At 67.0% G+C, this 20,427-nt stretch carries 19 protein-coding genes; 14 read left to right on the top strand and 5 right to left on the bottom strand.

Going from position 1 to position 20,427, the window contains the following annotated elements; all coding sequences use genetic code 11:
- The first annotated feature begins 164 nt into the window (after positions 1–164).
- Genes LHU95_RS15995 through LHU95_RS15975 form a run of 5 tightly spaced genes read left to right on the top strand, consistent with a single transcriptional unit; the run spans position 165 to position 5,216 of the window.
- A complete protein-coding gene (locus tag LHU95_RS15995) occupies positions 165–392 on the top strand; it encodes an acetyl-CoA carboxylase biotin carboxyl carrier protein subunit (protein ID WP_248707960.1) in 228 nt (75 codons plus the stop codon).
- Positions 389–1,774, top strand: coding sequence for a biotin carboxylase N-terminal domain-containing protein (locus LHU95_RS15990; protein WP_248707959.1), 1,386 nt, complete (start codon positions 389–391; stop codon positions 1,772–1,774). Before LHU95_RS15995 ends, LHU95_RS15990 begins: the two co-directional genes overlap by 4 nt.
- Entirely contained in the window at positions 1,771–3,330 is a 1,560-nt protein-coding gene (locus LHU95_RS15985) for a carboxyl transferase domain-containing protein (RefSeq protein WP_248707958.1), read from the top strand. The genes LHU95_RS15990 and LHU95_RS15985 overlap by 4 nt, the downstream gene beginning before the upstream one ends.
- On the top strand, positions 3,327–4,277 hold the full coding sequence (locus LHU95_RS15980) for a tripartite tricarboxylate transporter substrate binding protein (RefSeq protein ID WP_248707957.1): 951 nt from the start codon (positions 3,327–3,329) through the stop codon (positions 4,275–4,277). Before LHU95_RS15985 ends, LHU95_RS15980 begins: the two co-directional genes overlap by 4 nt.
- Before the next feature lie 57 nt (positions 4,278–4,334).
- On the top strand, positions 4,335–5,216 hold the full coding sequence (locus LHU95_RS15975; protein WP_248707956.1) for a hypothetical protein: 882 nt from the start codon (positions 4,335–4,337) through the stop codon (positions 5,214–5,216).
- A 9-nt stretch (positions 5,217–5,225) separates the two neighbouring features.
- Here LHU95_RS15975 and LHU95_RS15970 read toward each other — a convergent pair whose 3' ends face one another.
- Positions 5,226–6,194: a phosphoribosylaminoimidazolesuccinocarboxamide synthase gene (locus LHU95_RS15970; RefSeq protein ID WP_248707955.1), complete on the bottom strand. Its 969-nt coding sequence runs from the start codon at positions 6,192–6,194 to the stop codon at positions 5,226–5,228.
- A 139-nt stretch (positions 6,195–6,333) separates the two neighbouring features.
- Between LHU95_RS15970 and LHU95_RS15965 the strand changes: the two genes are divergently transcribed.
- Both LHU95_RS15965 and LHU95_RS15960 read left to right on the top strand, forming a co-directional pair.
- Positions 6,334–7,380 (top strand): LLM class flavin-dependent oxidoreductase, encoded by a 1,047-nt coding sequence (locus LHU95_RS15965; protein WP_248707954.1) that lies wholly within the window; start codon positions 6,334–6,336, stop codon positions 7,378–7,380.
- 228 nt (positions 7,381–7,608) lie between these two features.
- A complete protein-coding gene (locus LHU95_RS15960; RefSeq protein ID WP_248707953.1) occupies positions 7,609–9,150 on the top strand; it encodes an amidohydrolase family protein in 1,542 nt (513 codons plus the stop codon).
- 25 nt (positions 9,151–9,175) lie between these two features.
- Here LHU95_RS15960 and LHU95_RS15955 read toward each other — a convergent pair whose 3' ends face one another.
- On the bottom strand, positions 9,176–10,162 hold the full coding sequence (locus LHU95_RS15955) for a tripartite tricarboxylate transporter substrate binding protein (RefSeq protein WP_248707952.1): 987 nt from the start codon (positions 10,160–10,162) through the stop codon (positions 9,176–9,178).
- Between the two features lie 89 nt (positions 10,163–10,251).
- Between LHU95_RS15955 and LHU95_RS15950 the strand changes: the two genes are divergently transcribed.
- Complete coding sequence (locus tag LHU95_RS15950; RefSeq protein ID WP_248707951.1) at positions 10,252–11,478, top strand: MFS transporter; 1,227 nt, start codon at positions 10,252–10,254, stop codon at positions 11,476–11,478.
- On the opposite strand, the gene LHU95_RS15945 is transcribed toward LHU95_RS15950, so the two are convergent.
- Complete coding sequence (locus LHU95_RS15945; RefSeq protein WP_248707950.1) at positions 11,460–11,846, bottom strand: RidA family protein; 387 nt, start codon at positions 11,844–11,846, stop codon at positions 11,460–11,462. The two genes, LHU95_RS15950 and LHU95_RS15945, sit on opposite strands and share 19 nt — an antisense overlap.
- A 74-nt stretch (positions 11,847–11,920) precedes the next feature.
- Here LHU95_RS15945 and LHU95_RS15940 point away from each other — a divergent pair, with 74 nt between their 5' ends.
- Genes LHU95_RS15940 through LHU95_RS15930 form a run of 3 tightly spaced genes read left to right on the top strand, consistent with a single transcriptional unit; the run spans position 11,921 to position 14,864 of the window.
- Entirely contained in the window at positions 11,921–12,880 is a 960-nt protein-coding gene (locus LHU95_RS15940; RefSeq protein WP_248707949.1) for a tripartite tricarboxylate transporter substrate binding protein, read from the top strand.
- A gap of 11 nt (positions 12,881–12,891) precedes the next feature.
- Positions 12,892–13,884: a 2-oxoglutarate and iron-dependent oxygenase domain-containing protein gene (locus LHU95_RS15935; protein WP_248707948.1), complete on the top strand. Its 993-nt coding sequence runs from the start codon at positions 12,892–12,894 to the stop codon at positions 13,882–13,884.
- Positions 13,881–14,864: a tripartite tricarboxylate transporter substrate binding protein gene (locus tag LHU95_RS15930; protein ID WP_248707947.1), complete on the top strand. Its 984-nt coding sequence runs from the start codon at positions 13,881–13,883 to the stop codon at positions 14,862–14,864. Before LHU95_RS15935 ends, LHU95_RS15930 begins: the two co-directional genes overlap by 4 nt.
- 49 nt (positions 14,865–14,913) lie before the next feature.
- On the opposite strand, the gene LHU95_RS15925 is transcribed toward LHU95_RS15930, so the two are convergent.
- Positions 14,914–15,885, bottom strand: coding sequence for a tripartite tricarboxylate transporter substrate binding protein (locus LHU95_RS15925; RefSeq protein ID WP_248707946.1), 972 nt, complete (start codon positions 15,883–15,885; stop codon positions 14,914–14,916).
- 132 nt (positions 15,886–16,017) lie between these two features.
- Here LHU95_RS15925 and lepA point away from each other — a divergent pair, with 132 nt between their 5' ends.
- The 3 genes from lepA to LHU95_RS15910 all read left to right on the top strand — a co-directional run bounded on the left by lepA (position 16,018) and on the right by LHU95_RS15910 (position 19,318).
- Positions 16,018–17,823 carry a translation elongation factor 4 gene (gene lepA / locus LHU95_RS15920; protein WP_248707945.1) on the top strand — a complete coding sequence of 602 codons (1,806 nt, stop codon included), beginning with the start codon at positions 16,018–16,020 and terminating at the stop codon, positions 17,821–17,823.
- 13 nt (positions 17,824–17,836) lie between these two features.
- On the top strand, positions 17,837–18,586 hold the full coding sequence (locus tag LHU95_RS15915; RefSeq protein WP_248707944.1) for a class I SAM-dependent methyltransferase: 750 nt from the start codon (positions 17,837–17,839) through the stop codon (positions 18,584–18,586).
- A gap of 537 nt (positions 18,587–19,123) precedes the next feature.
- Positions 19,124–19,318, top strand: coding sequence for a hypothetical protein (locus tag LHU95_RS15910; protein ID WP_248707943.1), 195 nt, complete (start codon positions 19,124–19,126; stop codon positions 19,316–19,318).
- 6 nt (positions 19,319–19,324) lie between these two features.
- On the opposite strand, the gene LHU95_RS15905 is transcribed toward LHU95_RS15910, so the two are convergent.
- Positions 19,325–20,383, bottom strand: a complete 1,059-nt coding sequence (locus tag LHU95_RS15905; protein ID WP_248707942.1) for a 2Fe-2S iron-sulfur cluster-binding protein — start codon at positions 20,381–20,383, stop codon at positions 19,325–19,327.
- Positions 20,384–20,427 lie beyond the last annotated feature (44 nt).

The following is a 20,427-nucleotide window of genomic DNA, read 5'->3' as shown; positions in this document are numbered from 1 at the left end:
GGGCGGGCTGATCCCCTGCCTCGGAAGCCCCCGGTCGCGAAAGTGATTTCCGCCGCATCCCGGCTTGTGCGGGAGCGTCCCGGCGTTCAAACTTCCCACAGGCCCGAAGAGGCCCTGTGAAAAGCGGCGCACGCATCGCGCCCACGAGGAAGCGATACCGCAGCATGGCCGAAACCCTTGTCACCATTCGCGCCGAGATTGGCGCCTCCGTCTGGAAGATCACGGCCCCGGCCGGCACAGTGCTGGCCGAGGATGAGCCGATCGTCATCCTGGAATCCATGAAGATGGAGATCCCCATCCAGGCCCCGTATGCGGGGGTGGTCATCGAAATTCTGGTGGTGGAGGGGCAGCAGGTCGAGGAAGGCCAGGCGGTCGCGACCTTCCGCGCGTGAGCGGCCCCGTTCTCATCGCCAATCGGGGCGAGATCGCGGCGCGGATTGCGCGCAGTTGCCGGCGCCTCGGCTGGCCCAGCATCGCCGTTTTCTCCGATGTGGATGCGGGCGCGCTGCACGTGGAGGCGGCCGATCGCGCCGAACATATTGGCCCGGCGCATCCGCGCGAGAGCTATCTCTGCATCCCCGCGATCATCGCGGCGGCGGAGCGCAGCGGCGCGCGCTACGTGCATCCGGGCTACGGTTTTCTCTCGGAAAACGCCGATTTCGCAGAAGCCTGCGCCAGGGCAGGATTGATCTTCATCGGCCCGCCACCCGCTGCCATCCGCGCGATGGGCGGCAAGGCGCAAGCCCGCATCCTGGCGGAGGAAGCGGGGCTGCGCTGTCTGCCGGGGGACGCCGGCGCGGATCAGTCCGAGGCAGCGCTGGCCTCGGCCGCGCAGCGTATCGGCTACCCCATCATGGTCAAGGCGATTGGCGGCGGCGGTGGGCGCGGCATGCGCCGCGTCGCGCAGGCTGACGCACTCCCGGCCGCCCTGGCCGCCGCCCGGCGCGAAGCCGCGATCTTTGGCGATGAGCGCGTGATGCTGGAAAAACTGGTCGAGGATGCGCGCCATGTCGAGGTGCAGATCCTGGCCGATGCCCATGGCCATGTCCTGCACCTGCATGAGCGTGATTGCACGCTGCAACGCCGCCACCAGAAGCTCGTCGAGGAATGCCCGGCCCCTGGCATGGAGCAGGAATTGCGCGCCGAATTGGGCCGCCGCGCCTGCGCGCTGGCGCGGGCGGTCGGCTATGTGGGCGTGGGCACGGTGGAGTTCATCGCCGCCACGCCACTGCATGGCGATCATGTCTGGTTCATGGAGATGAACACGCGGCTCCAGGTGGAGCATCCCGTCACGGAGATGGTCACGGGGCTTGATCTGGTGGAATGGCAATTGCGCATCGCCGCCGGCGAAGCCTTGCCCTTCACGCAAGCGGATATCCGCCTCGATGGCCATGCCGTGGAAGCACGTCTCTGCGCCGAGGACCCGGCGCGGCAATTCCTGCCCTCGCCCGGTCGCCTCGCCGTATTGACCCTGCCGCGCGAGGCCCCGGGGCTGCGGGTGGATGCGGGCTTCCGGGCCGGTGATCTTTTGACGCCCTACTACGACTCCATGATCGCCAAGCTCATCGTCCATGCGCCAACGCGGGCCGAGGCACTGTCCCGCCTGGCTGAAGCGCTCGAGCAATGCCGGGCCGAGGGTGTGCGGCTGAACGCGCCCTTCCTGGCCGCGGCCCTCCGCTCGCCCGAGATGCGGGCAGGGACCATGAATACCGGGTTCCTTGAAGCCGCGCGCAAGCGCCTTGTTGAAGCCGCGCAGAAGGAACCCGCCCAATGACCTGGCAGCCCGAGCTGGATGAACTGCGCGCGCGCGAAGCCCATGCGCGCAAGCTGGGCGGCGAGGACAAGATCGCCCGGCAGCATGCGGGCGGCCGCCTCACCGTGCGCGAACGCATCGAGGGCCTGGCGGATGCCGGCAGCTTCCGCGAGGTCGGCGCCATCGCGGGCAAGGCGGAATATGGGCCGGATGGCAAGCTCCTGGCGCTGACGCCCTCCAACTGCGTGATGGGGCGCGCCCAGGTGGGAGGCCGCCCGGTGGTGGTGGTGGGCGATGACTTCACTGTGCGCGGCGGCTCGGCCGATGCCACGATCCGCGAAAAGCCGATCATGGCCGAGCGCATGGCGCATGAATTCCGCCTGCCGATCATCCGCATCATCGAGGGCTCGGGCGGGGGTGGTTCGGTGAAGACCATCGAGACGACGGGCCGGGCCAATCTGCCGGGCGGTGTCGGCGGCACTGTGCTGTATCACTACACGGGGGCCAATCTCAGCATGGTGCCTGTGGTGGGCCTGGGCCTGGGCTCCGTCGCTGGGCTGGGTGCGGCGCGGCTCGCGGCCAGCCATTATTCCGTGATGACCAGGACCACCTCCGCCATGTTCGTCGCTGGCCCGCCGGTCGTGAAGCGGCTGGGCGAGGATCTGACCAAGCAGGAGCTCGGCGGATGGGAGATCCAGACCAAGGCTGGCGGCGTGGATCATGCCGTGGACAGCGAGGAGGAAGCCTTCGCCTGCGCGCGGCAATTCCTCTCCTATCTGCCATCCTCGGTCTACGACACACCGCCCGTCACGGCCTGCATGGATGATCCGCTGCGGCGCGAGGAAAAGCTGTTCACCCACATCCCGCGTGACAGGCGGCGCGTCTATCAGATGCGGCCCATCATCAACATGGTGGTGGACCAGGGCAGCTTCTTCGAGATGGGCCGCATGTTCGGCCGCAGCATCATCACCGGCTTCGCGCGGCTGAATGGCAAGCCTGTGGCATTGATGGCCAGTGATCCCTTCTTCTACGGCGGCTCCTGGACGGCGGATGCCTGCGCCAAGATCATCCGCTTCGTGGACCTGGCCGAGACGTTCCATCTCCCCATCGTCTATCTCCAGGATTGCCCGGGCTTCATGGTCGGCCTCGCGGCAGAGAAGGCGGCGACCATCCGCCTGGGCGTGCGCGCGATGGCCGCGGTGAACCAGACCACCGTGCCCTGGTGCACCATGATCATCCGCAACGCCTTCGGTGTGGCGGGCGTGGTGCATCAGCCGGCGGGCCGCTTCTCGCTGCGCTACGCCTGGCTTTCGGCCCGCTGGGGCTCCCTCCCGCTGGAAGGCGGGATCGAGGCCGCCTACAGCGCCGAGATCGCCGCCGCCGCGGACCCCGCAGCCAAGCTCGCGGAGATCGAGGAGCGTTTGAACCTGCTGCGCAGCCCCTTCCGCACTGCCGAGGTCTTCTGGGTGGAGGAGATCATTGACCCGCGCGACACACGGCGCCTGCTGTGCGAATTCGCCGATCTGGCGCAGCCGCTGCTGAAGCCCGTCCCCGCAGCGTTGAGCATGCGGCCATGAGGCGCGCACTCATCCTCGCCGCGCTGTTGCTGGCGCCCGGCCTGGCCCCGGCGCAAGAGCGCCCGCCGCGCATCGTGGTCGGCTTCGCGCCCGGCGGCACGGCCGATCTTGTTGCCCGCCTGATCGCCGAGGGGATTGGCCAGGCGATGGGTATGCGCATCGTCGTGGAAAGCCGCACCGGCGCCAATGGCATGATCGCCGCCGAATATGTCGCGCGCGGTCCGGCCGATGGTACGACGGTGATGCAATGCCCCATGGGGACCATGACCATCGGGCCTGAACTGCCTGGCGCCAATCTGCCGATTGACCCGCGGACGGAACTTGTCGCTGTCGCGAATGTGGCGCTTTCGAGCTACGGCGCCGTCACCAGTGCAAGGGGGCCGTATCAGAGCTTCGGCGCGCTTGTCGCCGCCGCGCGGGCGCGTCCGGGCAGCGTCACCTATGCGAGTGCGGGCGTGGGCTCGGCGCAGCATCTGACGGGCGCGCGGCTGGCGGTGATGGCGGGGCTGGATCTTGTGCATGTGCCGTATCGCGGGGCGGCGCCGGCGGCGCTCGATGTGATCGCAGGGCGGGCGGATGTGCTGATCACCAATCTGGGGGATGTGGTCCGCCAGATCCAGGGCGGCGAGCTGCGGTTGCTGGCCTTGGCTGATGCGGTGGGCGTGCCGGAATTCGCGAGCGCACCCCGCCTCGCCGACACGGTGCCCGGGCTGGAAGTGGCGGGCTGGTTCGGGCTTTGCGGCCCGCGCGGCATGCCACCAGCCAGCATCCGCCGCTGGGCCGAAGCGACCGAGCGTGCCCTGCAGGAGCCGCTCTTGCGCCAGCGCCTCCTGGAGAATGGCCTCACGCCGAATTTCGAGGGCTCGGATGATTTCATGGCCCGCATGCAGCGCGACCGCGCTGGCTGGGGCGAGGCGATCCGCCGGGCGAATATCCGCGCGGAGTGAGTGGCTTGCGCGTCATGCGCGGCGCATGGGAGCCTCACGCATCCCTCGGAGTGAGCCATGCCTGACGCCAATCCCCGCATTCCCTTCCAGATGGAGGGCGATGCGCCTCCCTTGCCGCCCTTTCGGGGCAAGCGCGTCATCGTGAACCTGGCGGTGAATGTCGAGCACTGGCCCTTCGACCAGCCCATGCCGCGTGCGGTGCTGCCGCCGCCGCATGGCATTCGCGCCGTGCCGGATGTGCCGAATTTCACCTGGGTGGAATATGGCCTGCGCGTGGGGATGCCCCGCCTGCTGGAGCTTTGCCGGCAGCTTGGCATCCGTGCCTCGAACCTCTCCAATTCCGAGATCTGCACGCATTACCCGCGCCTGGCAGAGGCGATGCTCAAGGCGGAATGGGAATTCGTCGGCCATGGGCTGTATCAGCGCGCCCTGGCCACCTTCGAGAATGATGCGGAGATCGTGGAGCAGTGCCTCGCCGTGATGCGTGGCTTCTCCGGTCAGAAGGTCCGTGCCTGGCTGGGTGCCGGGCTGAGCGAGAAGGCGGATACGCCGGAGGTGCTGCTACGCCACGGCATCACCTATCTGCATGACTGGCTGGTGGATGATGTACCGGTCTGGATGACCACCGCGGAAGGGCCCTTGCTGTCCATCCCCTATACGGTCGAGCTGAACGATGTGCCGGTCTATGTCATCGGCCAGCACACGTCATCGGCGCTGGCGGACCGCATTCGCGACAGCATGGCCTTCTTCGCGCGTGATGGATTTTCCCGCACGCGTGTCATGACCATCGCGCTGCACCCGCATGTGATCGGTGTGGCGCATCGCATGGAATCCTTCACCGCCGTGATGCAGGAACTGGCGGATCACCCCGAGGTCAGCTTCGCCACTTCCAGCGAGATCGGCGACTGGTATGCCTGGCTCCACCCCGCCCCGGCCTGAGTCCGGCCCTTATTGGGTGAAATAGGGGCGCAGGTTCTGCCGCACGCGGTCCAGCACATCCTCCGGGCCCTCCGGCAGGGTGAAGCGCTGGCCGGTGATGGTCTCGAAGGCCTCGATGTATACCGCGGCGGTGCCGAGAATGAGCTCCTCCGGGATTTCGGGGATTGCGTCGTGATAGGGATCGCAGCGGGCCGCGACCCAGCTGCGGACGAAATCCTTGTCGAAGCTCTCCGGCTTCTCGCCGGCCTCGAAGCGCGACTGGAAGCTCGCCGCACGCCAGTAGCGGCTGCTGTCGGGGGTGTGGATTTCATCGGCCAGGATGACCCGGCCTTCGGCATCGGTCCCGAATTCGTATTTTGTATCGGCCAGGATCAGCCCCCGCTCCGCCGCCATCTTCTGGCCCCGCGCGAAGAGTGCCAGCGCATAGGCGCTGAGCTGCTCCCACTGAGCCGGCGTGAGCAGGCCGCGCGCCAGGATATCGTCGGGTGTCAGGGGCGCGTCATGATCGCCGTCGAACGCCTTGCTGGTGGGGGTGATGATGGGGTGGGGCAGGCGCTGGTTGTCGCGCATGCCATCGGGCAGGGTGACCCCATACATGTGGCGCTGGCCGGCCTTGTACATGGTGAGCACCGAGGTGCCGGTGGTGCCGGCCAGATAGTCCCGCACCACGATCTCGACCGGCAGGATCTCCAGCCGCTTCGCGATCACCACATTGGGGTCGGGATAGGATATCACGTGGTTGGGGCAGAGATCGGCCGTGTGCTCGAACCAGAAGCGGGCGGTCTGCGTCAGCACCTGGCCCTTGAAGGGGATGCAGCAGAGGATGCGGTCAAACGCGCTGAGGCGATCCGTCGCGATCAGGATGCGGCTGCCATCGGGCAGGTCATAATTTTCGCGCACCTTGCCGCTGTAGTGGTTCGGCAATTCGGCGATGGCGGCGGCGCGCAGGACTCGATGAGCATGGGCTTTGAGATTCATGCCCGTCAAATAGCGCATCCGCTTCGCGCTGTCAGCGATGGCCCCGCGGTGCAGCGCAAATCATGCCACCGCTGGTCGACAAGTGCTGCGATATTCCTGTTAACTTTGGCGGCCGCCGCCGGCCCGGAGATCGCTTCGCATGGAATTCGCGCTGTTCAACCTGATGTCGCTGAATCATGCGCAGGAAACCCCGGAAGAGGTCATGGCGACCACCATCGCCGCGGTCCAGCAGGCCGAGGCGCTGGGCTTCGACGCCACATGGTTCGCGGAGCACCATTTCACCAGCGCTTCCGTCTGCGCCTCCCCGTTGATGATGGCGGCGCATTGCGCGGCGCTGACCCGGCGCATCCGGCTGGGCCCCGCCGTGGTGGTGCTGCCGCTGCACCATCCCCTGCGGGTTGTGCAGGAGGTGGGGATGCTCAATCTGCTCAGCGGCGGGCGGCTCAATCTGGGCATCGGCACGGGTCACCAACCGCATGAATTTCGCAGCTTCGGCGTGAATATCGCAGCCCGCACAGCGATCCTGAGCGAGGCCTGGGACATCCTGGAGCAGGGGCTGCGCACCGGCGTGGTGAATCATTCCGGCGTTCATTTCCAGATTCCCCCGACGCCGATCTGCATTCCCGGCACCCTTCCGCCGCTGTTCCTGGCGGGCGGCAGTCCGGAGCTTCTGGCCCGGGCTGCGCGCAGCGGTGCGACCCCACTGATCAGCCAGGGCCTGCGCGAGGCCGAAGCGGCCCTGCCCCTCAAGGCCAAGGCCGAGGCGGGCTATCGTGCGGGCGGTTTTACCGGGCGTGACATTCCGCTTGGCATCCAGCGCTACGTCTTCGTCACGAATGACGCGGCCGAGCAGCGCGCGGCCGCTGAAGGGCTGCTCAAGCTCGCGCGTACCACGCTCTCCTTGCGCGATCCTGTGCCGCAGCGGGATGGCGTGCTGATGCGCTCCCTGCCCTATGAGGGCGAGCCCAGCATCGAGTGGCTGCTGGAGCGTGCGCCGATCGGCCCGGCCGAGAAGGTTGCGCGCATCCTGGCGCATGACATGCGTGTGCTGCGGCCCTCGCATATGAGCCTCTACATGGGCTTTTCCGGCCTGCCGCAGGGCCAGGTTCTGGCAGCGCTGGAACGTCTCGGCCGGGATGTGCTGCCGCATCTGCGGCGTAGGCAGGAATTGGCCCTGGCCTCCTGATGCGGACCTGCGCTGCGGTACTTTTGATGCTGGGCGATGCGACAGAATGGCATCGCGCCAGCGTTGTCAAAGGGATGATGCAAGCGGCAGGATTGGTGAATGTCTCAGACGTTGCGTTGAAACCGTGGGGCGCCGGTGTGGTCGCCTCTCCCCAACCATCGCCGCGAGGCAAGCGAGGATTCCGAACATGCGTACCAGGATGATGTTCGTCACCGAGGATGTCGCCCCATGAGCACCACGCTGATCCGCGGGCGCTACGTGATTTGCCGCGCACTGGACCGCGATACGGCCGAGATCATCGAGTATGGCGCCGTCCTGCAGAAGGACGGCGTGATCATCGAGGTCGGCACCTATGAGGATCTGGCGCGGCGGCATGTGGTGGATGAGGTGCTCGGCTCGCCCGATCATGTCGTGCTGCCGGGCTTTGTGAACGCCCATCATCATGTCGGCCTGACGCCGCTTCAACTGGGCTCGCCCGACATGCCGCTGGAGTTGTGGTTCGGCACCAGGCTCGCCGCGCGCAGTGTGGATCTGCGACTGGACACGCTCTATTCCGCCTTCGAGATGGTGGAGAGCGGCATCACCACGGTGCAGCACCTGCAAGGCCGCCTGCCAGCGCCGCTGGAGAATATGGTGGCCGGCGCCAGCGAGACGCTGCGTGCCTATCAGCAGCTTGGTATGCGCGTCTCCTATGCGCATGGCATCCGCGACCAGAACCTGCTGGTCTATGAGGCGGATCAGGCGTTCCTCGCGCGGCTTCCGCCGGATCTCGCGCGGGATCTGGCGCCGATGCTGGCGCGGCAACTGGCCCCGCTGGATGATCACTTTGCCCTGTTTGACGAGTTGCGCGCGCGCTTCGCGGATGATCCGCGCATCGCGATCCAGCTTGCGCCGGCCAATCTGCACTGGTGCAGTGATGCGGCACTGGAGCGCGTCCGCGCCACCTGCGAGCGCACCGGGGTGCCGCATCACATCCACCTGCTGGAGACGCAGTATCAGAAGCAATACGCGCATCGGCGGGCGGGCGTCGGCGCGCTGGAACAGCTGGACCGCGCCGGGCTTCTCGGGCCGCATTGCACGTTGGGCCATGGCGTCTGGCTGACCGAGGCGGAGGTGGAGCGTGTGGCGGAGACGGGCACGCGCATCTGCCACAACTGCTCCTCCAACCTGCGGCTGCGCAGCGGTGTTGCGGCGCTGAACCGCTGGGAGAAGCGCGGTGTGCGCGTGGCCATCGGGATAGACGAAGCGGGCTTGAACGATGACCGCGACATGCTGGTGGAAATGCGCATGGTGCTGCGCCAGCACCGCGTGCCCGGCATGAATGAGGCCGATGTGCCGACGCCGGCACAGGTGTTCCGCATGGCGACCGAGCATGGCGCGACCACGACAGGCTTTGGCGAAAGCATCGGCCGATTGGTTCCAGGTGCGGCCGCGGATATCGTGCTGATGAATTGGCGGCAGATCGCCTTCCCCTTCCTCGATGAGGATACGGATGTGCTCTCGGCCGTGGTGCAGCGCGCCAAGACGGGCGGCGTCGAGACCGTGATGGTCCATGGCGAGGTGATCTACCGCGACCGCAAATTCACCCGTGTGGACAAGGACGCCGCGCTGAACGCCCTGGCCGATCTGCTGAAGCGGCCACGCACCGATGAGGAGGAGCGCCGGCGCCTGGTGTCGCGCCGGGTCCTCCCCTTCATGCGGGATTTCTACAGCGACTATCTGCCGGCCGAGGCATCAGCGCCGTTCTATGTCACCTCCTCGCGCAGCTGAGGCCAGGCAGCCATCCGATCCGCCCTCAGGCCGGCGTGATGCCGGCACTGCGCACCACTTCGCGCCAGCGGGTCAGGTCGGCCGTGATGATGCGTGCCAGTGCGGCACCATCGGTCGCTTCCACGGTGAAGCCGGTGGCGGCGAGGCGGGCGGCGATCTCGGGGTTGCGCAGGGTGGTGCGCAGCGTCTCCTCGACCCGCGCCTGTAATGGTGCTGCCATGCCGCGCGGCCCGACGATGCCGTGCCAGCTGCCGCTGGTGTAGTCGGCGAGGCCCGCCTCCGCGAAGGTCGGCACTTCGGGCAGCAAGGGGTGGCGGCGCGTGCCGCCCACGGCGATGGGGCGCAGCCTTCCGCCCGTCACGTGCGGCGCCACGGTCGCAATGTTCAAGAGCCCGAGCTGCAAGGTGCCGGAGAGTAGATCCGTCGCTGCCGCACCACCGCCCGGATAGGGGATATGCGTCTGCTCGGTGCCGGTGCGCAGCTTGAACAATTCCATGCCCAGATGCTCCGAGGAACCGATGCCGGAGGAGCCATAGGACGCGCGCGTCGGATTGGCCTTCAGCCAGGCGATCAGTTCGGTGAGGGTGCTGGCGGGCACCGCGGGATTCACGACCATGAGGTTGGGCGCGCTGATCGCCAGGGTGATCGGCGTCAGGTCATTTTCCGGGTCGAAGGGCGCGCGGGGCGTGAGGATGGGGGTGATGGTCATCAGCCCGCTCGCCGCGATGAAAAGCGTATGCCCATCAGCTGCCTGCCGGGTGACGTATTGGACAGCGACGACGCCATTCGCGCCGGTGCGATTTTCCACCAGCACGGTCTGCCCCGTCGCGGCCTGCAATGGGCCGGAGAGGGAGCGCGCCAGAAGATCCGACGGGCCGCCCGGAACATAGGGGACGACGATGGAAATTGGCCGTGTGGGCCAGGCCTGCGGCGCGGTCTGCGCCAAGGCGCTGCCGGATGCGGCGATGCCGCCCAGAATTTGGGCCGTGAAGCTGCGACGTGTGGTGCTCATGTCTCGGTTTTCCGTGGGGCAGCGCCATGGTGGCGCCGGCTTCGGCGCTATGGCATGCAAGCCATATGCCGCACGGAGAAGCCTGGGCGATGAAAAGCGGAAAGCTGCGCAACCTCGCTTTGCTGACGGGCGCGATCATCCTTGCTCCGGCTATCTGGTTCGCGGGCACCGCCGCCGTGCCTGCGCTGCTGCGCGACGGCGTGATCACCCGTGCCGAGGCGGGCTGGCTGACGGCCGCGGTGCAATTGGGCTTCGTCCTGGGCACGCTCACTTCGGCGATATTCTCCCTGGCGGATCGCTGGCCCGCGCGCGCGCTGTTTTTCGGGGCGGCGACGGTCGCGGGCGCAGGCACGCTGGTGCAGGCCTTCATCGAGCCCGCTGGCCTCGGCGCCTTTGCGCTGCGCTTTCTGGCGGGGGCGGCCATGGCGGGGGTGTATCCGGTGGGCATGAAGCTCGCCGCGGGCTGGGCGCGCAGCGGATCGCCAGGGGCGGCGGCATGCACGGCGCCGCAGCGAAGCCAGCGTGGTGATCTGGGCTTGCTGATCGGCATCGTGGTGGGGGCGCTGACCATTGGTTCCGCGGCGCCCCATGCGCTGCCCGGGTTGCTGGGTTCGGTCGATTGGCGGCAGATCTACCTCACCGCCGGGCTGCTGGCCTTGCTCGGCGGCGCGCTGATCCTGCCCTTCCGCGAGGGGCCGAATACAGCGCGGCGCCCGCCCTTCAACCCGCGCGCTGTACTGCTGGCCTGGCGCGACCCGCGGCTGCGCCTCGCCAATGCCGGATACCTTGGCCATATGTGGGAACTCTACGCCGTCTGGGCCTGGGTGGGGCTGTTCCTGGCGCAGCAGGGTGCGGGTGGCGATGCCGGCTGGATCACCGCGATGGTGGTGGGCTCTGGCGCCATCGGTTGCGTGGGCCTCGGGCTGCTGGCGGATCGCTTCAATCGTGCGCGCATGGCCGCATTCGCCATGTTCGTCTCGGGCTCCTGCGCGATGCTGATCGGCAGCACGGCGGGCTGGGCGCTGCCCCTGACGCTGGTGCTGGCCGCCATCTGGGGTGTCAGCGTGGTGGCGGATTCCGCGCAGTTCAGCGCTTGCACTTCGGTCTGCGCGCCCCCCGAACTGGTCGGCACCATGCTGACGGTGCAGACCTGCGCGGGGTTTTTGCTCACCGTGCCGGCGATCCAGCTCATGGCCTGGGCGGTGCCGGCGCTGGGCTGGGGCGGGGCCTTCGCCCTCCTGGGTATGGGCCCGTTGATCGGTGCTTTCGCGATGCTGCGCCTGGCACCGCTGCTGCCTCAATCCGTGCCGAGATAAGCCGTCGCATCAATCTCGACGAGGCAATCGGGCGAGCCCAGGCCACTGACGATGCAGGAGACGCGATGCGGTGGGTTTTCCGCGAAATTCGCGAAATACACCTCATTCATGGGCGCCCAATTCGCTCGGTCCGTGACATAGACCGTGCACTTCACCACATCATCGAGGGTGCCGCCGGCGGCTTCGATCAGCGCGCGGATGTTATCGATCGTCTGCTGTGTCTGCGCACGCACGTCGTCAATGGCAAAGCGTCCCTCGCGGTCCCGCCCGATCGAGCAGGCGAAGACGAAGCCGCCCGCCTTGCTGGCCTGGGCGAAGGGCAGGGCGGGCTTGAAGACCTGGTCGCTGGAGATGGCGGTTTTCGGCATGGGAGTTCCTTCCACTTTGACGCTGCCATGCGAGTGTGGGAGCGTTTTGCTCCGCACTCCAGAAGGGGTTTGCCATGCCCGTGCTTCCGCGCCGCGCTGCCCTGCTGGGCCTGCTCGCAACACCCGCATTGGCGCAGGCCGCCTGGCGGCCGGAACGCCCCATCCGCCTCATCGTGCCCTGGCCGCCGGGTGGCCCTGCCGATACGCATTTCCGCGTCCTCGCCGAGGTGGCAACGCGGCATTTCGGCCAGGCGGTGGTGGTGGAGAACCGGCCCGGCGCCACCGGCACGCTGGGGGCGACCACGCTCAAGGAGTCGCGTCCGGATGGCAGCGTCGTCTCGCAAATGCCGCCGGGCGTGTTTCGCGTGCCGCTGCTCTCGCCGCGCCCGGCCTTTGATCCGATGACGGACTTCACCTGGATCATCCAGCTGACCGGCTCGGTCTTCGGGACGGTGGTGCGGGCGGATTCGCCCTGGCAGACGCTGGAGGAATTGCTGGCCCATGCGCGCGCCAATCCGGGCCGGTTGAACTACGGCACACTGGGCATCGCCTCCTCCCAGCATCTGGGCATGGAGCGCATCGCTGCGCAGGCGGGCGTGACCTGGACGCATGTGCCCTATCGCGGCACGGCGGAGACACTGACCGCGCTGCTGGCCGGGCAGATTGACGCAGCGGGCGAAAGCTCCTCCTGGGCGCCCATGGTGGAGGAGGGGCGGCTGCGCCTGCTCGCCACCTGGGGCTCTGCCCGGCCGCCACGCTTCGCCCAGGTGCCGACGCTGATGGAACTCGGCATTCCGGTCGTGGCCGAGGCGCAATACGGCCTGGCTGCACCACGCGGGATGGATCCTGCGATCATCCAGGGGCTGCATGACGGCTTCCGGGCCGCGCTGTTCGATCCCGCGCATCTGGCGGCGCTGGAGCGGTTCCATCAACGCCCGCTCTATCTCAACAGCGCGGACTACACGGCCGCGGTGCGCGTCCAGTTCGAGACGGAGCGCGAAGCGCTGCGCCGCATCGGCATGCTGCCGGCCTGAGGAGAAAAATGATGAGCATGACCCTGGCCGAAGGCCGCATCCCCGTTCTCGATATCTCGGCATTTCTGCGCGGCGAGGCGGGCGCGCGGGCGGAATTGGCCCGCCATGTGGCCCGCAGCTGCGAGGATACTGGTTTTCTCGTCTTCGCCGGCCATGGCATCGCCCAAGGGCTGATCGATGGCTGCTTCGACGCCGCCGCGCGTTTCTTCGCGCTGCCGGACGAGGAGAAGCTGGCACTCAAGATCGGCGACCTCAATATCGGCTTCCTGCCCACCGGGGCGCAGGTGATCCGCACCTCCAAGGTGGCAGAGGTCAAGAAGCCCAACCTGAATGAGAGCTTCTACATCACCCATGACCGCGCGCCGGATGATCCCGATGTGCTGGCGGGCAAGCCCTTCGCGCAACCCAATAAGTGGCCGCCTGGCCTGCCCGATTTTCGAGCCCCCACCATGGCCTATTTCAACGCCATGGAGCGCCTGGCGCGCAGCATGCTGCCGGTTTTTGCCAGCGCACTCGATCTGGCGGCCGACCACTTCGATGCCGACTTCGCGGACCCGACCTGCACGCTGCGGCTGATCCGCTACCAGCCACAACCCGAGGATGAGGCGGACCGCTTCGGCTTCGCCCCGCATATTGATACCAACTTCACCACCTATCTCGCGCAATCGGCGCTGCCGGGGCTTGAAGTCCGCACGCGGGAAGGTGAGTGGCTGCGCCCGCCGGCCATCCCCGGCACCTTCGTCGTGAATACGGCGGAAATGCTGGGGCGCTACAGCAATGACCGCTTCGCGCCCACGCCGCATCGCGTGGTGAACAACAACCGCGCCATGCGCTACGCCATCCCCTTCTTCTACGGCCCGAGCAATGACGCGGTGATCCGCTGCGTGCCGAGCTGCGTCAGTGAGGGCAATCCCGCGCGCTATGAGCCGTTGCTGTATCTCGACCATCGGTTGGAATTGAACCGCCGCAACTTCGCCCATCGCCAGACGGAGGCCGCCCGATGATTGCCCGCCGCGCGCTCCTCGCCAGCACGCTGGCTGCCTCTACCTCTGTCCATGCCCAGATCATCAGCCGGCCCATGCGCTGGGTGGTGCCCTTCCCGCCGGGGGGTGCTGCCGATGCGATCGCCCGCATCTGGGCCGATGCCGTCACGACGCGCACCGGCCAGTCCATCGTGGTGGATAATCGGGGCGGGGCGAATGGCCTGCTCGGCGTGCAGGCGGTGATGCAGGCGCCGGCGGATGGCAGCACGCTGGGCATTCTCAGCATCCCCTTCTTCACCGCACTGCCGATGATGATGGACCGCCCGCCCTATGACCCGGCGCGGGACCTCGTGCCCATCATCCGCCTCGTCACCTCCACCGTGCTCTGCTGCGTGACCGCCGAGCGCGCGCGGGAGCGGGGCTGGACGGATTTCCGCGCCCTGGTGAATGCGGCCAAGCAACCGGGGGCGCGCGTCACCAAGGGGTCGGCCGGCAATGGCTCGGCCGCGCATCTGCTGATCGCTACCATCGCGCGGCGGTCTGGGGCGAATATCGAGCATATCGCCTATCGCGGCGGGGCGCCGGCCCTGACGGACCTATTGGGCGGGCAGATCGACATGGTGTTCGACTTCATGCCCGCGCTGATGCCGCATGTCGTATCGGGGCGGCTGATGCCGCTGGCCGTGGGCAGCAACGCCCGCAGCCCGCTGCTGCCCCAGGTGCCGGGGCTGGGCGAGTTCGCCGACCTCAACCTTGGCGATCTCGACATGCAGTCCTGGAACGCGCTGACCGCCCCGCGCGGCACGCCGCCCGAGGTGCAGCGCGCCATCGCCGATGGGGTGCTGCGCAGCGCCGATGCGCCAGGCCTCGCCGACCGGCTCAGGGCGAGCGGCCTGGTGCTGGCGACCAGCGCTGGCCCCGCGGAGACGGCAGCGCTGATCGCGGCCGATGCACCGCGTTGGGCGGAAATGGTGCGGGTTTCGGGCGCGCGGATCGAGTAGCCGCGCCGGCTCGGCTCAGTCTGCTTCATGCAGGAGCGGGAGCCGGCCGCTACCCGGCATTTTGTTGCGTGATGCCCGCCGCGCGTGCCGCCGCACCCCATTTCGCCATCTCGGCTTCCACGAAGTCGCGGCTTTGCTCCGGCGTCGTTGTCACGACCTCGGCGCCAAGCGTCTGGTGCCGGGCCAGAATCTCCGGCCGGCGCAATGCGGCATGGATTTCGGCCACCAGGCGGGTGGTCACCGGCGGCGGCAATCCGGCCGGGCCAAAAAGCATGCCCCAGGTGGAGGCCTCGAAGCCCGGCAGGAACTCGCTCAGGGTGGGGATATTGGGCAGCTGCGGCGCGCGGGTGGCGCCCGTGGTGGCGAGCGCCTTCAGCGAACCCCCCTGGATATGCGGCAGGGCGGCGGGCACCGTGTCGAACATGATGTTCACGCGGCCCGCGATCAGGTCGGGGTGGGCGTGGGTGCTGCCGCGATAGGGGACATAGGTCAGCTCGATACCGGTCTGCTGCGCGAACAGGACGGGCGCGAGGCGCACCACCCCGGCCGAGCCGGCGAAGGTGATGCGGCCAGCTGGCAGGGATTTCGCGTGGCTGACCAACTCGGCCGGCGTGCTGGCCGGGAAGCTGGGCGCCGCGCAGAGCACGAGGGGCGTGCGGGTCGTCATGCTGAGGAAGGTGAAGTCCCGCACCGTGTCGAAGGGCAGCCGGTAAAGTGCGGCATTCACTGCATGGCCGACCGAGGTCAGGCCCAGCATATGGCCATCCGGTGGGGATTTCGCGACCGCATCCGTGCCGATGATGCCATCGGCCCCGGGCCGGTTCTCCACCGTGACCGGCTGGCCCAGGGCGGCCGACATGGGCTCGGCGATCAACCTTGCCGTGATGTCGGAGACACCACCTGGCGAGTAGGGCACCACGATTCGCAAGGGTCGGGCGGGAAAGCCCTGCGCCTGGCCGCGCGGTGCGGCAAGCAGCAGGGCAGGGGCGGCCAGCAGGACAATGCGGCGGGTCAGTGTCATGGGGGTTCCTCCGGCCGGGTTGTTCCCGGTTCGGCGACGATCTTGGGATATTCCTTGCCCTGCGGGAAGCAAAACCCTGGGACTGCCTTTCAGCGCTTTGACTTCCCCGGCTTTGGCCCTATCTCCCCTCCCATGACCGAAACGCCGCTGCACCTCATCCGCAATTTCTCCATCGTCGCCCATATTGACCATGGAAAATCCACCCTCGCCGACCGGCTGATCCAGTCCACCGGGACCGTGGCGCTGCGCGACATGAAGGAACAGATGCTCGACAGCATGGATATCGAGCGCGAGCGCGGCATCACCATCAAGGCGCAGACCGTCCGGATCAACTACAAGGCCAAGGATGGGCTGATCTATACGCTGAACCTCATGGACACGCCGGGCCATGTGGACTTCGCCTATGAGGTGAGCCGCAGCCTCGCTGCCTGCGAGGGCTCGCTGCTGGTGGTGGACGCCTCCCAGGGGGTCGAGGCGCAGACGCTGGCCAATGTTTACCAGGCGCTGGATGCGAACCACGAAATCGTGCCGGTGCTGAACAAGATTGATCTGCCGGCGGCCGAGCCGGACCGGGTGAAGCAGCAGATCGAGGATGTGATCGGCCTCGATGCCTCGGATGCCGTGATGATCTCGGCGAAAACTGGGCTCAACATCGAGGGCGTGCTGGAAGCCATCGTGACCCGCCTGCCGCCGCCCAGGGGCGATGCGTCCAAGACGCTGACTGCCTTGCTGGTGGATAGCTGGTATGACGCCTATCTGGGCGTGGTGGTCCTGGTGCGCGTGCGCGATGGGCATCTGCGCAAGGGCCAGAAGATCCGCATGATGTCCAATGGCGCCGTGCATACCGTGGAGCAGGTCGGCTATTTCACGCCCAAGATGGTCGCGGCCGACAGCCTTGGCCCGGGCGAGATGGGCTTTGTCACCGCCGCCATCAAAACAGTGGCCGACACCAATGTCGGCGATACCCTGACCGATGACCGCAACCCCGCGACCGAGGCGCTGCCCGGCTTCAAGCCCAGCATTCCCGTCGTGTGGTGCGGGCTGTACCCGGTGGATGCCGATGATTTCGAGAAGCTGCGCGAAAGTGTGGGCAAGCTTCGGCTGAATGACAGCAGCTTCCATTACGAGATGGAGACCTCGGCGGCGCTCGGCCTGGGCTATCGCTGCGGCTTCCTGGGGCTGTTGCACCTGGAAATCGTGCAGGAGCGACTTTCGCGCGAGTTCGACCTTGATCTGATCGCAACCGCGCCCAGCGTCGTCTACAAGCTCAAGAAGAACAACGGCGAAGAGCTCGACCTGCATAACCCGGCGGATATGCCGGACCCCACCTTCATCGCCGAAATCCAGGAGCCCTGGATCAAGGCGACCATCATGGTGCCGGATGAGTATCTCGGCCCCGTCCTGACGCTCTGCAATGAGCGCCGCGGCCGCCAGGTGGAGCTGACCTATGTCGGCACCCGCGCCATGGCGGTCTATATGCTGCCGCTGAATGAGGTGGTGTTCGATTTTTACGATCGCCTGAAATCGCTCAGCCGCGGCTATGCGAGCTTCGACTACGCCATGGAAGGCTATGAGCAGGGCGACCTCGTGAAGATTTCCATCCTGGTAAATGCCGAGCCGGTGGATGCGCTCTCCTTCATGGCGCACCGCAACCAGGCTGACCGGCGCGGTCGGCAGATCTGCGAGAAGCTGAAGGAGCTGATCCCGCGCCAGCTCTTCAAGATCCCCATCCAGGCGGCGATCGGCGGGCGGGTCATCGCGCGTGAGACGATCTCCGCCATGTCCAAGGACGTGACGGCCAAGTGCTATGGCGGCGACATCAGCCGCAAGCGCAAGCTTCTGGACAAGCAGAAGGAAGGCAAGAAGCGCATGCGGCAATTCGGCAAGGTCGAAATCCCGCAAAGCGCCTTTATCGCTGCCCTCAAGATGGATGCCTGAGGGACTGGCCGGCATGTACGAGATGCCGTGGCCAAAGCCTGCACTGGCGAATTGCGTCTTCTATCACAGCATGTATTTGCCCCAGACAGGGCCGGTCGAAGGCCAATGGGATATCCGCCCGGATTTCGAGGCCTATACCGGCGGGCTCGATCTGCGGGGCAAGCGCGTTCTGGATGTAGGGACCTGTACAGGCGCGATCGCCTTTGAGATGGATAACCGGGGGGCGGATGTTACGGCCTTCGATGCCGATAGCGTCGCGCGGTTCCAATGGGTGCCCTTCGCCAGCACGCTGTACCACCAGGACCGCGCCCGTTGGAACGCAGCAAGCGAGCAGGGCCTGATCGCCTATAAGAGCGCCTTCTGGTATGCGTGGCATGAATATGAGTCGCGCGTGAAGGTCGTCTACGGCGATGTCGGGCAACTGGCGCAGCTGGTGCCGGAGCAGGATGTGGTGCTGGCCTGCGCGATCATCGAACATCTCTCGGATCCCGTCACCGCCATCGGTCAAATTGCCCGTGTGGCCAAGGAGGCGGTGGTGATCGGCTTCACGCATGTGGATTTCACGCCCGGGCTCTTCATGCGCCCCCATCAGGAGTGGTCGGCCAATCACCCCTATGTCTGGTGGCGCCTCTCGGCCGACCTGTATCGCTTGATCTTCCGCCAACTGGGCTTCGAGGTGGAATTTGTCGAAGCCTATGCGATGTTCGGCACGGTCAAGGCCGAGCGGCACACCATCGTCGCCCGGCGCGTCGTGGCTGCATGAGGTGCGGCGGTTGACCGAAGGCTTGGGATGGACTGCTTCCCGTCACCACGCCGACCGCCTGCCTGGATGGCCGTGGGCAGGCGGATATGTTATTCGCCTGAATTGTGGGGAAGAGGAAGCAGGGCAGGGGCTTGTCTGTCTGTTTCATTGCTGGATAGCGCCCAAGGCACGTATCCGACCCGCAAGGCACTATAAATGTTGAAAAATCACCTGCCCTTGGGCATCTCCGAAATGGGGGGCTCCTGCGGCAAGTGACCAGAGCGCCATCCGTTCAAACAGAATCGTTTGGGCGGATAATGATGCTCGAAAATTAATGGTCTAGAGGTTGTTTCGTGAGCCCTTGCGAGCGGAACAAGCTCTGGTCATCTGCGATGCGGAACGCATGTCGCTCGGAGCCCGATGGTGAGGGAACCGAGCAGCTCTGCCCCGTGCATGCAGCATGCTTATGGAAAACAAAGGGAAAGCGCGGGGCACACCTGGCTGGGCCGAGGTCCCGCCGGGCGTTCTGGTCGCTGCCCTCAAAATGGACGTTGAGCTATGGAACATCGCGGTTGCGTATTCACGGTCGGCCCCCTCAAGGGCCGCAATAACTGGCGCTGGACCACCTATGACGGCGCCACGGCTGCCGCCAAGCCCGTCAACACGGGCGATGTGATGGGCCAGCACGAGCGGGTGGCCAAGCAGGAAGCCATGGCCGCGATTGATGAGTGGCGCAAGAAAAACCGCGAATAGCGCGGGTCAGCGCCGGATCAGCGCCCGCCACCAGCCCAGCAGCAGGCCCCAGAAGCTGGCCTTTGCCACCACGGCTTCACCGCGCGCCTGGCGCTCCAGGTTGCGGGCGAAATCGGCTGCCATCGCGGCCACCACGCCGCGCAGCAGCGCCGGCCTGGAGAATTGCGCGAGCGGGCCGGTCAGGCGCCAGCCCAGCTCCAGGAGCAGGCGGGAGGCCTCGCCATCTGGCTCCAACCGCCACTGGACCTCGCCTTCGGCACCATTCGCGCCATCTCGCCCCTGGCCGCGCAGGCGCCCCATGCGCGCCGCCTGATCGAGCGTCAATGTGCCCAGGCCGGCAAAGCGGACGGCGAAGGGGCCAAGGCTCACGGCCATCTCGCCCTCCACCAACGTGCCCTCGTGCCGGATCAGGCGCATGCCGGGCACGCAGTCGGCGATGCGGGCCGGGTCGGAGAGGATGAGCCAGGCGACATCCGGCGGGATGGCCAGGGTTTCGCGATGCTCAAGATGGTTGGGCAGCGCCGCGTCAACCGGTGGCGCGTTGACGGCCAGGGGCGGTGGCGGCGGAGCCGGGATGGCAGCTTCGCGCCGCGCCAGAGGCAGTGCGGCGGGGCGTGTGGCGGCCACCTCGGCGATGGCTCGCACAATGCCGCGATAGCCGGTGCAGCGGCACAGATTGCCGGCCAGTTCGTCGCGGATGCGTGTCTCATCCACGGCGCCCAGGCGGATCACGATATCGCGCGCCGTCATCATCATGCCCGGCGTGCAATAGCCGCATTGCAGGGCGTGGTGCCGGTTGAAGGCGGCGCGCAAGGCCTCGGCCACGGGATCCTCGTCCAGCCCCTCGATGGTGGTGACCTCCATCCCGGCCGCCTCATGCGCATAGATCAGGCAGGAGCGGGTTGGAGCCCCGTTCACCAGCACGGTGCAGGCGCCACAGACGCCCTGTTCGCAGCCCAGATGCGTGCCGGTGAGGCCGCAATGCTCGCGGATCACATCGGCCAAGTGGGTGCGGGCGGGGGCGCTCACCTCGCGCCGCGCACCATTCACATGAAGGGTGATCACATTGCCTCCGATGGCCGGAGCGCCTGCTTGGCGCGGAGGTCTGA

The organism is Sediminicoccus sp. KRV36 (assembly GCF_023243115.1).
In the GTDB taxonomy this organism is placed as follows: domain Bacteria; phylum Pseudomonadota; class Alphaproteobacteria; order Acetobacterales; family Acetobacteraceae; genus Roseococcus.
The sequence above is the reverse complement of the archived record's forward strand: the minus strand, read 5'-3'. Positions and strand labels throughout refer to the sequence as shown.

Coding starts and splice junctions, on each gene's coding strand:
- LHU95_RS15995 (WP_248707960.1), top strand. CDS start 165: ATGGCCGAAACCCTTGTCACCATTCGCGCCGAGATTGGCGCCTCCGTC.
- LHU95_RS15985 (WP_248707958.1), top strand. CDS start 1,771: ATGACCTGGCAGCCCGAGCTGGATGAACTGCGCGCGCGCGAAGCCCAT.
- LHU95_RS15980 (WP_248707957.1), top strand. CDS start 3,327: ATGAGGCGCGCACTCATCCTCGCCGCGCTGTTGCTGGCGCCCGGCCTG.
- LHU95_RS15975 (WP_248707956.1), top strand. CDS start 4,335: ATGCCTGACGCCAATCCCCGCATTCCCTTCCAGATGGAGGGCGATGCG.
- LHU95_RS15970 (WP_248707955.1), bottom strand. CDS start 6,194: ATGAATCTCAAAGCCCATGCTCATCGAGTCCTGCGCGCCGCCGCCATC.
- LHU95_RS15965 (WP_248707954.1), top strand. CDS start 6,334: ATGGAATTCGCGCTGTTCAACCTGATGTCGCTGAATCATGCGCAGGAA.
- LHU95_RS15960 (WP_248707953.1), top strand. CDS start 7,609: ATGAGCACCACGCTGATCCGCGGGCGCTACGTGATTTGCCGCGCACTG.
- LHU95_RS15955 (WP_248707952.1), bottom strand. CDS start 10,162: ATGAGCACCACACGTCGCAGCTTCACGGCCCAAATTCTGGGCGGCATC.
- LHU95_RS15950 (WP_248707951.1), top strand. CDS start 10,252: ATGAAAAGCGGAAAGCTGCGCAACCTCGCTTTGCTGACGGGCGCGATC.
- LHU95_RS15945 (WP_248707950.1), bottom strand. CDS start 11,846: ATGCCGAAAACCGCCATCTCCAGCGACCAGGTCTTCAAGCCCGCCCTG.
- LHU95_RS15940 (WP_248707949.1), top strand. CDS start 11,921: ATGCCCGTGCTTCCGCGCCGCGCTGCCCTGCTGGGCCTGCTCGCAACA.
- LHU95_RS15935 (WP_248707948.1), top strand. CDS start 12,892: ATGAGCATGACCCTGGCCGAAGGCCGCATCCCCGTTCTCGATATCTCG.
- LHU95_RS15930 (WP_248707947.1), top strand. CDS start 13,881: ATGATTGCCCGCCGCGCGCTCCTCGCCAGCACGCTGGCTGCCTCTACC.
- LHU95_RS15925 (WP_248707946.1), bottom strand. CDS start 15,885: ATGACACTGACCCGCCGCATTGTCCTGCTGGCCGCCCCTGCCCTGCTG.
- lepA (WP_248707945.1), top strand. CDS start 16,018: ATGACCGAAACGCCGCTGCACCTCATCCGCAATTTCTCCATCGTCGCC.
- LHU95_RS15915 (WP_248707944.1), top strand. CDS start 17,837: ATGTACGAGATGCCGTGGCCAAAGCCTGCACTGGCGAATTGCGTCTTC.
- LHU95_RS15910 (WP_248707943.1), top strand. CDS start 19,124: ATGGAACATCGCGGTTGCGTATTCACGGTCGGCCCCCTCAAGGGCCGC.